This is a genomic window from Ruegeria sp. AF1 (assembly GCF_056542125.1).
In genome coordinates this window covers 73,279-84,500 of the sequence record NZ_JBQFZG010000015.1, presented here as the reverse complement: position 1 = coordinate 84,500, position 11,222 = coordinate 73,279, and the positions used below count along the sequence as shown (strand labels likewise).

At 53.8% G+C, this 11,222-nt stretch carries 8 protein-coding genes and 1 pseudogene; 4 read left to right on the top strand and 5 right to left on the bottom strand.

The genetic code is table 11. From position 1 onward, the window contains the following. Positions 1-375: 375 nt before the first annotated feature. Positions 376-1,596, bottom strand: coding sequence for a flavin-containing monooxygenase (locus ACR0BK_RS16845; RefSeq protein ID WP_480555555.1), 1,221 nt, complete (start codon positions 1,594-1,596; stop codon positions 376-378). 24 nt (positions 1,597-1,620) lie between these two features. Then, positions 1,621-2,700 (bottom strand): class I SAM-dependent methyltransferase, encoded by a 1,080-nt coding sequence (locus ACR0BK_RS16840; protein ID WP_480555554.1) that lies wholly within the window; start codon positions 2,698-2,700, stop codon positions 1,621-1,623. 117 nt (positions 2,701-2,817) lie between these two features. Here ACR0BK_RS16840 and ACR0BK_RS16835 point away from each other — a divergent pair, with 117 nt between their 5' ends. Beyond that, complete coding sequence (locus tag ACR0BK_RS16835) at positions 2,818-3,834, top strand: GlxA family transcriptional regulator (protein ID WP_480555552.1); 1,017 nt, start codon at positions 2,818-2,820, stop codon at positions 3,832-3,834. A 376-nt stretch (positions 3,835-4,210) separates the two neighbouring features. Here ACR0BK_RS16835 and ACR0BK_RS16830 read toward each other — a convergent pair whose 3' ends face one another. After that, positions 4,211-5,467: a tetratricopeptide repeat protein gene (locus ACR0BK_RS16830; RefSeq protein ID WP_480555551.1), complete on the bottom strand. Its 1,257-nt coding sequence runs from the start codon at positions 5,465-5,467 to the stop codon at positions 4,211-4,213. A gap of 216 nt (positions 5,468-5,683) precedes the next feature. Between ACR0BK_RS16830 and ACR0BK_RS16825 the strand changes: the two genes are divergently transcribed. Beyond that, positions 5,684-5,992, top strand: coding sequence for a hypothetical protein (locus ACR0BK_RS16825; protein ID WP_480555550.1), 309 nt, complete (start codon positions 5,684-5,686; stop codon positions 5,990-5,992). A 4-nt stretch (positions 5,993-5,996) separates the two neighbouring features. After that, entirely contained in the window at positions 5,997-7,451 is a 1,455-nt protein-coding gene (gene gntH, locus ACR0BK_RS16820) for a guanitoxin biosynthesis MBL fold metallo-hydrolase GntH (RefSeq protein ID WP_480555549.1), read from the top strand. 46 nt (positions 7,452-7,497) lie between these two features. On the opposite strand, the gene ACR0BK_RS16815 is transcribed toward gntH, so the two are convergent. Next, positions 7,498-7,689 carry a hypothetical protein gene (locus tag ACR0BK_RS16815; protein WP_480555547.1) on the bottom strand — a complete coding sequence of 64 codons (192 nt, stop codon included), beginning with the start codon at positions 7,687-7,689 and terminating at the stop codon, positions 7,498-7,500. A gap of 10 nt (positions 7,690-7,699) precedes the next feature. Further along, a pseudogene (locus ACR0BK_RS16810) lies at positions 7,700-7,827 on the bottom strand (ATP-binding protein); the annotation flags it as partial. Between the two features lie 168 nt (positions 7,828-7,995). Between ACR0BK_RS16810 and ACR0BK_RS16805 the strand changes: the two are divergent. Then, on the top strand, positions 7,996-11,220 hold the full coding sequence (locus tag ACR0BK_RS16805; protein ID WP_480555546.1) for an AAA family ATPase: 3,225 nt from the start codon (positions 7,996-7,998) through the stop codon (positions 11,218-11,220). Positions 11,221-11,222: the final 2 nt, after the last annotated feature.

Below are 11,222 nucleotides of genomic sequence, written 5' to 3'. Positions count from 1 at the left end.
CCCGAAGTAGTCTCTGGCAATACCCCACATGATGTAAGTTGCCCGGTGCCCACCTGAACTGGATATTCACGGCGTCAAGGAAATGACCGCTCTGGGCTCGTAGTCGACCTCCGCTACCTCCCGTGTCTACGACTGAAGGCAGCCCAAAGCGGGCACTCGAACGGTGCTACATCAGACGGTGCTGGAACCTAGTATCAGGTTTCACATCAATGAGGCGCTCAAGACCTACGTCCCGCAACAGATGGCTAGGCAATTCATCCATGCAGCAATACTTCCGTTTCCGGCGCAGTAAGTGTCTGAAGAGTCGGTAAGCGTTCGTGATATGCAGCCGCCAACCCCTTGGCGGCGACAACATCAGTGCGGAGTTTGAAAAGTTCATCGCACCGCTCCTTCCAAAGACTGAACGCCTTGATTTGCTCCTTGTGACAGATACCCTGATGATTGAGCTTGGGACGACGCATTGGCACACGCTTCGATTTGGTTTGCAATACGACTTGCGCTTATGCCTGCTGCGTGGAAAAATCCCTGAAACAACAATCCGTACCCAGTGAACCAAAGACCGGGATTTTGAGGATCTTCCTGACCCATTGGATGTAGTGGATAACCCTTGTTGTCCAACGCACCCATGTGCCCGAAGAGTTCATCCAGATCTGCTCCATATCCAGTGGCGCAGATCACCACGTCGGGGTGGAGCTTTCGACCGCTGGCCAGTTCAACGGCGTAGGGCGAAAAGCCAACGGTTTCGCTAACGGCCACAAACCGACCAGCTTTCAGCGCAGAGACGAAACCATCATCCAAAGCGAAGGTTACTCCGTCTTTCAGCATCCTCGAACCACCGCCCATGACGTGACGGCGCAAGCCATGGCGGCGCAGGTTCCCAAAGAAGGCGCGCTGCATGATCGAGAAGATCGTATCGAGCGACCATTTGGGTAATAGCGTGAACAGGTTGGCCATCCGCTGTAACGAAAGGCCTAATACCCTCGATGGCAAGATTGACGGCCCGTGTCTGACCGAAACCCAGACCTGTGCCGGGTTGCTGCGAGACAAATGATTCAACACATCTGTTCCTGAGTTGCCGGCCCCGATGACAAGGACTTTCTTCCCGTCGTATTCACTCGGGTCACCGAAGTCGGCGGCGTGGATGATTTGACCGCCAAAGTCCTCCATGCCCGGCCAAAAGGGCATATCAGGTACTTTCTCCCGCCCCGTTGCGACAATCAGGTGGGCGCTGAAATAGGTGCCCTTGTTGGTTTCGATCTGCCAGATGTCGTCTTCGCGGCGTATCGACAGGACACGGGTCTCGAAATGAATGTCGGTGGCAAACTGACGTGCATACTCGCTCAGGTATTCGACAACAGCATCTCGGGGCAAAAAGGTGTCCGAGTTACGAGGTGAGTGTTGGCCGGGGAGCCGGGCGAAATGGCGATGAATGTTCAGTCGCAACTTCGGATGCCGTGCACGCCACGGGTCGGCCACCCGGTCGGCTGCTTCCAGAATGGTGAACGGGATATTCCGGGCGCGCAGTTCAGAGGCCGCAGCCAAACCGGAAAGACCGGCTCCGATAATGATGGCGGTTGTTGAATGGGGAACTGTCATTTGAAAACTCCGAAATCAGCGTACTTAACGACGCGCAAAGAAATATGCATTGAGTTGATCATGAGGCAGGTGATGGGTCTTGACCTGACCGAAGCCTGCATTGGCGAGATATTCCTGTGCTGTCTCGATGCCCCACATTGCTCCGAGGCCCGGCCCGCCTTGCCCAATCGACACTGGCGCGCAGTGCATCAGCGACAGGGAATAAAGCAGGGGTGCAAACGGATTTTGGATGTTGGTTTCCAGATTCCGGGACCCGCCTATATCTTGCATCAGGAACAATCCGTCCCCGGCGAGTGAGCGGTAGACAAGGTCCAGCAATCCTTGTGGGTCTTTCTGGTCGTGGACCGCATCAAACGCTGTGATCAAATCGAAACTTCCCAGAGATTTGATTTTGGAAAGGTCCTGCGCACGAAATGTCAGGTTCTTCAAACCCATACGAGCCGCTGAGACTTGCGTTTCAGTAAAGGCGTCTTCACATAAATCGATCCCGACAAAGCGGCTTGCGGGAAAGGCCTGAGCCAGTTCCATCATCGCGCGGCCTGCGCCACAGCCCACGTCCAGAACATCAATCCCGTGTTCAAGACGTTCGATCAGGCCAGGTTCTACAGGTAGGATGTGCTCGATCAGGGCCGATACCACCAGCTGGGCGCTGTCTTCTGCCATGACTTCGTGAAAGCGGCAGTAGTCATGATAATGGGTGCCCGCACCATCTCGAAACCGCGCGACCATATCTTCCTCGACCGAAGCCATGACACCAATGAACTGGCAGGTTACAGCCATGTTGTCGGGTATTGCCGCGCGGGTAAGCAGCGCCGCGTGTTCAGGAGGAAGAGTATAGGTTCCAGCTCCGGGGTCGTAATCAACCACGCCCGATGTCACCATTACGGCCAGCCATTCACGCACGTAGCGCTCGGCCAAGCCAGCCTTCTCGGCCAGGGTTGAGGAGGTGGCGTTAGGTAAATCGGCGAGCGCGTCAAATAGATGGGTACGGTGACCAATCGACGTCATCAGCGCGAGCGCGGCACTATTTAATGTGCCGACCATCTGCTCACCAAAGCGCTCTGCCTTGGCCTCATCAAAAGTGACTGCTGCTTGTTCGTTCATGTGGTTTCTCCGGTACTATTAGGGTTCATCTCGTCTGTTTCTGCGTCGGTATTGCCGCAAGCTTGCGAGTCGTGATATGCCTGCAAATGACCAAATCGGTGAATATCGGACATATCGATGCCAGCACTCAAAGCTCCCTGCCGTACAGTGGTTGTGACTTTGCCCTGCGTCGGAACCTCGACGGCTTACAGTATTCTCGATGCGCTCGCTTCGGTCGGCCGGGATTGGGAAATGCTGCATGGGGCCCGTCCCAAGGCGAAGGTTTTTGACGCCCAGATGTTGTCGGTAGATGGAGCACCCTATGTCGACATCAACGGACGACGTATCACGCCGGACGGATCACTGGCCGAATTTGGTCAGCCTGACTTGGTAATCGTTCCTGACCTGCATCTTGCGCCTGACGCACCGTTGCCAGATGAATTCGCGGTTGTGGTCCCGTGGCTTATCAAGGCGCATGCTGACGGCGCGATCATAACTTCTGTTTGTTCTGGTGCGCTCTTACTCGCGGCGGCAGGATTGCTGGATGGGCTTGATGCCACCAGCCATTGGAGTTTCTGTGATGTCATTGCCCGGAAATTCCCGGATGTCCGCGTGCGCCGTGAACGGATTCTGATACCTGCGGGTGACGGGCACCGGATCGTGACGGCAGGCGGAGCGTCTGCGTGGGGTGATCTGGTTCTGTATCTGGTCGGCCGAGTTGCTGGCCAGGATGAGGCCCGACGCCTCGCCAAGATTTATCTGCTCCAGCCTCACACTGAAGGACAGTTGCACTACGCTTCTTTGACTGCGGGAGCACAGCACGAGGATGCTCTGGTTGCAGATGCTCAGGTTTGGGCCGCGGATAACTATGCCCTGCCAACCCCGGTTACCGCCATGGCCGCCCGAAGCGGTTTGACGGAGCGTAGTCTGTTGCGGCGGTTTCGCAAAGCCACGGGGCAGACGCCAGTCGAGTACATTCAGACTCTCAGGGTCGAGGAAGCCAAGCAAATGCTTGAGACGACCGATTTGCCCATCGACGAAATAGCTGCTGAAGTTGGATATACCGAGCCATCAAGCTTCCGAAATGCCTTTCGAAGATATGTGGGTATGCCGGCTTCAGCATACCGCAAGAAACGCTTGCCATCCCATCAGTGATCAAGGGCAACCCAAACCGGACCTTCAAAATCGTGCTTTGCAAACTCCGAGTTGCGGGATGGAGCCGACTTTTGCTCACGCCGCTTTTGCTGACGCAGAAACCCCTCGCAGGCGCGACACGCCATTTGTTGCATTGCAGAGGATTTCTCGTTTGCGGTCATTCATCGGCGCAAAATTCGGCCTAATCCAAATCTCTCTTTCGCCGCAGCTTTGGTCGACACACGAGGAGCGGACAAAATTGCCGTTCGCGGCAAAATGTTCCGATGACTGCCTTCCGGGTTCATTGACATTACTTGGGTACGAATGTGTGTGTTGGTGGTAAAACACACTTTGCACACGTGAGCCAGTTTTCGGTCACGGCTTAAATGGGTTTTTCTTAGAAACGCCATCCCGCATCTGTTAAGGCTGAAATCACCTCGTCCGACAAATCTGGGCTGGAGTAAAACGCACCTAGAACCAAATCTGGCCTGAACTCTGGCCAGGACTGCTTCAGTTGAGTCAGTGTTTCCTCTGCTTCATTGGTCTCATCCAACCTCTGATAGGCGGCAGCCAAGTAAACCAAAGAGAGAGCGCTGACAGGGTCACCATTGTCACTCGCAAATTCCAGAGAAGAGATTGCCTCCCTGAACTCTCCGATGTGAAAGCTGGCAACTGCGTGAATGTTCCTGTGTGCAAACCGATGGCTCCCAATTTCTCGCTGATGGCTTGGGTCACTGACTTCATACGCTTCTTCAAAGCGACCCAGAACCAGCAATATCAGGCCGCGAAAGTCCAGAACATTTCCGTCTTTGGGGCGAAGCAACTGGGCGAGCGCTGAATATTCCAATGCACTGTCATGGTCGCCTTTGACATATGACATCCATGCCAACGCGGATTGGCTCCAGCCGTTTGATGGCGCAATGTCCACCGCTTTCTGTGCCATTTCTTCTGAATTCAGTATCAGTGCGTCACGCTCTTCCCCGGCTCGCGATAGGAGAGCCCGGGTTCCCAGGCTGTGGGCCAGTCCGGCATATCCACAGTAGAAATCGGGGGCTTCTTTAATAGCCATCCTGAAAATGTCGCCGGCCAGGATTTGGTTCTCGATACTAGCGACAGGAAACAGCAGGCCCCGGGCCTGATCGCAATAGTTTGATGCCTGTACCGCCGCGGGTGACTTGCCGGACAAAGCTTGTCGTTCAAGCGTGCGCGCAGGCGTCTGTGAGTTAACTTCAACAGTCAACTCTGAGGGTTGGCCCCAGTGGTAAACGAATGCCATGATCGAAATAGCGACAACAGGAACGCTGATTAGCCAATACAGTTTCGGCCTGACGACCGCTTGAACAATCTGAGGCGCTGCGCTTGTATCCGAGCAGTCCTCGAACCAGGGCGCGTACCCGCCACTATCGATATGAATGCGCAGATCGTCCTTGGCACCAATTGTTTCGTAGTAGAGCCGAAGTTTCCGCCGGAGCCGTCCGGCGTCTACGCGAACAACGTTAATGTGACTGTCTTCGCCAGCAAAACTCTTGAAGTAGACATCCTGAGCAATTGTTTTGCCAAGAATAGCTTCTGACCTGCCTTCTATGGCCTCTTCTACTACGTAGTTCAGGAAGTTCCGTAGGCGTTCCGCCTTGGCGAAGGTGTCACTGGCCAACACGCGTTCCAACGCCTCCCTTACGCGGGTCGCATGCTGTTCCGGATCAAGTGTCAGATCTTGCTCAGCCATCTCACAATTCAAGTTTTGCTGTGTTTTCAGATCAATACTGCCGCCTGACCAATTGGATGTCACCCTAATTTCACGGTGTTTCCCTTCCGCGATACGCCTTGTGCTCTCAAGCTCGTGCTCAGAGAGGAACCAGGTGGCCGGACAATGACAGACGTCAGTTTACTAGAACTCACTTTCCCTGACCAAATTAATCTCATCCGCCACATGCGAAAGACTCATCATGGATTTGAGACGCTTTGCCAGGATTTCGAGCTGCTCTCGGCCGAGTTGGAGAGACCGGAGGAGGTCAATAGAACAACTCCGGCATGTCTGATCGACCCTGTCACCGAAAGCCTTGACGGCCTGGCTGAAGAGATCGCCGAACATCTCTCTCGGGGCATCCAATCAGAAATCATCCCGAAATCAATTTCAGAAGTGGCCCCCATATTCACAAAGGCTCGAACAAAGGACTGAAGATATGCTGCAAGATAGATGGAAGAAATCGATTAAGTCACTCGGCGCACTCGCCGCCGCGGCGACATTGTTCGCCACGAGTGCGCTCGGTCAGGCTCCTCCAGTACAGGAGCCCTCATCACAGGAAGATATTGCCGCTGCGTTAGGCGGCGGTGTTCCAATGGGGCGCTGGAAAGAGGGTTTGACCTTTGAGGGTATATCACCTCAGCCATGGCTAAAAAGCGCGGCAAACTGGTTCCCGCGCACCGAAGATGTTCAGCCCAATGAGATGCGGATCATCTTCATGGGCTCGGCCCCGTTCATCCGCCCCGGGCAGATGAACACCGCCATCCTTGTCGAACTAGGCAACGGCAAGATTTTCATGTTCGACATTGGCGAGGGCTCACCTGCAAATATCATTGCCAGCGGGTATGCACTGAATGAAATCACTGACGTATTCATCACGCACTTGCACGTAGACCACTTTGGTGGCCTGCCATATCTGTGGATGTTCGGAACCTGGGCTGGTGGATGGCATGAACAGCTGACGGTGCATGGCCCATCGGGCCGCACCGAAGAATACGGTACGGCGACGATGGTCGAAGGCATGAAAATGATGACCGGATGGCACCGGGATGCGTTTAGCGTGTTTCCGGTTGGCAAAGGCTGGGACATCATCGTCAACGAGTTCGATTTCCGCGACAATGGTGGCGTGATCTATGACGAAGACGGGGTGAAAGTCACCCACTGGCAGCGAAGCCATGCCAAGGATGGTGCATCCGGATATCGATTGGACTGGAATGGCTTGTGCTTCATCTGGACGGGTGACGGCCGCCCCAACATGATCGACATACCCTTCGCCAAAGGCTGTGATGTCTTTGTCACCGAACAGCAGCAGGAAATCATCGAAATCTCATCTGGTGTTCAAGGCGTGCCGCCATTCCTGGGACGTTATACAGTCGATACTCATCACACACCCAGCTATGCCGCTGGCTACATTGCCAATCTGGTTCAGCCCCGACTTCTGATGAATACGCACATGAGCTATGATCCCTATCAGATTGAGGAGACCGTTGCGGAGATCCGCGAGCATTGGAAAGGTCCCTATCACTTTGGTGCGCCTGACGGCATCGTGGTCAACGTAACAAAAGATCAGATATGGGTGCGTGAAGGTATTCTGCCACGGTTCCCAAACTCACGGGCGCCGCAGTTTGACTTCAGCAATGGCCAGCTTGTGGTGCCGCATCCTCCGCATCAGCGCGTGGACATTCAGGAGCCTTATGTGCGCGAAATGGAAATCGACCCAAAGCTGTACTACCCCGAAGGATACCACCCCGAGCTGCTGACCGAATGGCCAGTTGACGGCGATCTTGTTGTTCCTTTGGATGCTCTTCCGGATAACTTGAAAGAGAGCATGGGCGCAGCGTGGCGCCATCGTGAAGCCAACCGCAAAGTGCTGGAAGAACAAAGCGACAATTAAATCGCGACGGCAATCAAACCGGCCATCCAAATCGCCGGGTGGCCGGTCAACTTTTCCAAATCACCGCAGGAGGGATGAAGTCTTGTTGATCGTACTTGGTCTCTATTTTGGAATAGTCTGGCTGGTCTTCTCCAAGTTCCAACTTCTCCCCTGGAACGGGATCTGGAAAACTCTGGTGATGATTTTCGCTGAGAACTGACCCGGTATTTTCACCGAGATTTGACCCGGCTTTGTTCATGTATCGGTGTCTATGCTTTGGTCAATGTCGGCGTCTCCTTTCTTGTTTTCTTTGCAGCTTCTGAGCTGGCTTTGAAGCGGTAGCTGTCATTGCCTTTTCCCAGATGTGGCAGCGGTGTGTGAGCCGGTCGATCAATGCGGCCGCAAAAATCTTCGAACAACATCTGCAATCCGGACTTTCGGGTAGAAAACGACCGCGAAAATCCACTGATTTCACCTGAAAGCCCTCGAATCGGTTGTTGTAACTGGTCAAGTTACAAGCAGGGTTTGATTTGTGTTAATGTAGTTTCATCCACCGAGGTTTCCGATGCCGCAGCGGGTGCATAACTTTCTCAGCGAGCTTGGGCTCACCGAATACAACGAGGCCTTTCGCGAGCAAGGCGTTGATTACGATCTACTTGGCGATTTGACTGCCGACGATTTGCGTGAGTTGGGGATAGAAAAGCTTGGCCACCGTAAACGCATCTTGGCTGCGGCAGCGCAGATTGAAACCAAGGTGGATCGCGAGGCGCCAGTCAGGCGGCGCCTGCTGACCTTGATGTTTGCTGATTTGGTCGACTCAACGGCGCTGTCAACACAGATCACTCTGGAAGATTATCACGCCCATATCCGCAGTTTTCAGAATGCCGCCAAAAGCACGGTCGAACAGTACGGTGGCTATGTCGCAAAGTATTTCGGTGACGGCGTGTTGGCATATTTTGGCTATCCCCAAAGTCATGAAGACGATGCAGACCGTGCCATTCGAGCGGGCTGGGAATTGGTCAAATTGGTTTCGGACTTACCCGGTTCACCAGAAGGCATTACTGTGGCAGCCCGTGTCGGCATTGAAACAGGGCCAGTGGTTATTGGAGAGGTCGTTGGTGAAGGTACTGCCAGCGAACACAGCGCCTTGGGATCCACACCAAATCTTGCGGCACGCTTGCAGTCTGTAGCTTCCCCAAGTTGCGTGGTTGTTGGCCCGGCAAGCCGACGCCTCGCTGATGGCAATGCCCATTTCGAAAGTCTTGGGCCACATACTCTGAAAGGCTTCGAGGATCCGGTTCCCGTTTGGAAGGTAACCGCCATTGCCAGATCGCGAGACCGTTTAGATCGACAAAAAGGCAACCTGACACCTCTCATCGGACGCCGCCAAGAGTTGAACGCTTTGACTTCTGCGCTAAGGCGTATGCGTGTAGGTGCCTCAATGGCGGTGAATGTGATCGGTGAAGCCGGGATTGGAAAGTCGAGACTTGTTCGTGAATTTTTTGATAATTCTGGGGGAACATTTACCAGTCTAAAGGGTCAATGCAGCCCCCATGGAGGGTCCACTGCTTTCCACCCATTTATCGAATTGGTCCGTGAGTATGTAGCGGATAGAAAACGGGAAGGCCTCTCGCCAGAAGACGGGTTTACCCAGATTGGGCTGGATCGCAAACGCCACGTGCCCTATTTGCTACTGCTCATCGGAAATAAAAAAGTTGATCAATCGCAAATCGATCCAGAATTGGTTGGACCCCGCACACATGAAGCCCTGATCGAACTGGTGGTTTCTCATGGACGGACGTCTCCAACGGTTCTGTTTCTCAACGATCTGCATTGGGCCGACGAAAGATCGGTAAGTGTTATCAATCACCTGATCCGCAAAGCTGATAGGCCTGGCGTCCTGGTTCTAACTTGTTACAGACCGGACTTTGAGGCGACGTGGCTCAACGCCCCGGGGGTTGAGAATATCAACCTGATCCCCTTGGATCGAGAACAGTCAGCTCTGCTGCTTCGCGAATGCGTGGCCTTAGAAGCAGAAACTCGTGATTTTAGCGATCTTGTTACGCGCGCTGGAGGCAATCCTCTTTTCCTGGAGGAACTTGCACGTCACGTTTTGGGCGCTTACGAGAGTTTGGAAACTGAAACCGGGGCTTCTATTCCCGATACCCTTGCAGGTCTCTTGATGCACAGGGTCGATGCGCTTTCTCCCGGTGCGCGCCGCGTCACGGAAATGGCGTCAGTTCTTGGCCGCGAAGCGGAAATCTCGTTACTTGGAGACAATTTGCAGACAGAATTCGATGCAATTGGTGGGCTGGGTATTCTGGAGCCCTCGCCACAGAATGCAAACAAAGTGCGCTTCCACCACGCACTCGTTCAACAGGTGATATATGAAAGCTTGCTTTCTGATGACCGACGTATGCTTCATCTGGAGGCGGCACAGAGAATTGAAGATAAGCACGCCGACAACCTGGCCGAGGTGGCGGAGACCCTCGCGCATCATTTCGAAGCTGCCGGCGAATACAAATCCACCGCTCGTTTCGCCTATTTAGCAGGTTGCAAGGCGCTTGACCTTTTTGCATTGCGCGACGCCGAAATGTGGTTTGGAAAATGCTTGGACCTGACGATGAATCAAACCGGGGATAAGGCGACATTACTCCTGGCTCGGACTGTTGTGAATCAGACGCAGGTTCTTTGCTGGAATGGAGATTTTGCAGCGATGACCAAGCTGGCAAAAAGCCACTTGCCGCGCATACAAACTCTTGGTGAAATTGAAGAAGTTTCGCGATCACTAACGTGGATTGGTGAAGGCTATCTACATGCCGGACGTTTCAAGGACGCGGCTAAATCGTTTGATTCTGCTCTGCACATTGGCCGCCAACTTGGAGATGAAAGTTGCGTCGGTTATTCGCTTGGGCTGACCCTGTGGTTGGACTGTATCGTTGCAGAAGGCGAGTGGTACTCCAAGTTGGTGTCTCAGGCAGACGTTGTGCAAGCGGCTGGCGAACAACTTGGAGATCGCTATCTAAAAACGTTGGCTTATTATGGACGGTGGTGCCACGCGATACAGATCGGAAAAGTAAGTGTCGCGGTAGAAATCGCTCAATCATTGTTTGAGATGGGCGATCACGACAGCTATCCGCCAGCTGAGTGCTGGGGTGCCTGTCTCCTTGCAGTCAGCCATGCGATGGCTGGGAACAAGATTGAAGCGTTCCAATTTGCGCGCACCGGGATGGAAAGTGCTGCGAGCGGTTTTGACCGGCTTATGTCCGAGCTTGCTTTAGGAATGACGCACGTGGCGCTGGGTGAACCAGAACAAGGCCTGGAGCGCCTTGCTAAGGCGCCGTGGCGCAGTGAGCAGATCGGCGCATTCTACTTTGCTTATGCCGGAGACGCCGCGTATGGCTCCGCGTTGATCCAGACAGGGCGAACTGATGAAGGGATCAAATGGCTTGAGACCGGCATTAGCCATTTTGAGGGCTGCGGAAACCTTCGTGGCGCCTGTATTTCAAGATTGGAGCTTCTGAAATACATTGCCACAACAAAGCACTTGTCGGCAGCGCGAAAAATCCTGCTGGAAATTCATGTCAACGCAGCCAATTTGGAAATGGATGGGCTCCACTCGGAAGCAATTGGAATTGTTGCCGAAATGGAGCTACAAGCGAAGCAACCTGAAAAGGCGCTTCAGCTCATTGAACTTGGAATTCAAATTTGTGTTCCGCTAGGCTGGCCAACTCTGGAGCAGAGCCTAAACCACACCGCACTACGGATAAAAAATGCGTCTGAGATCTAACC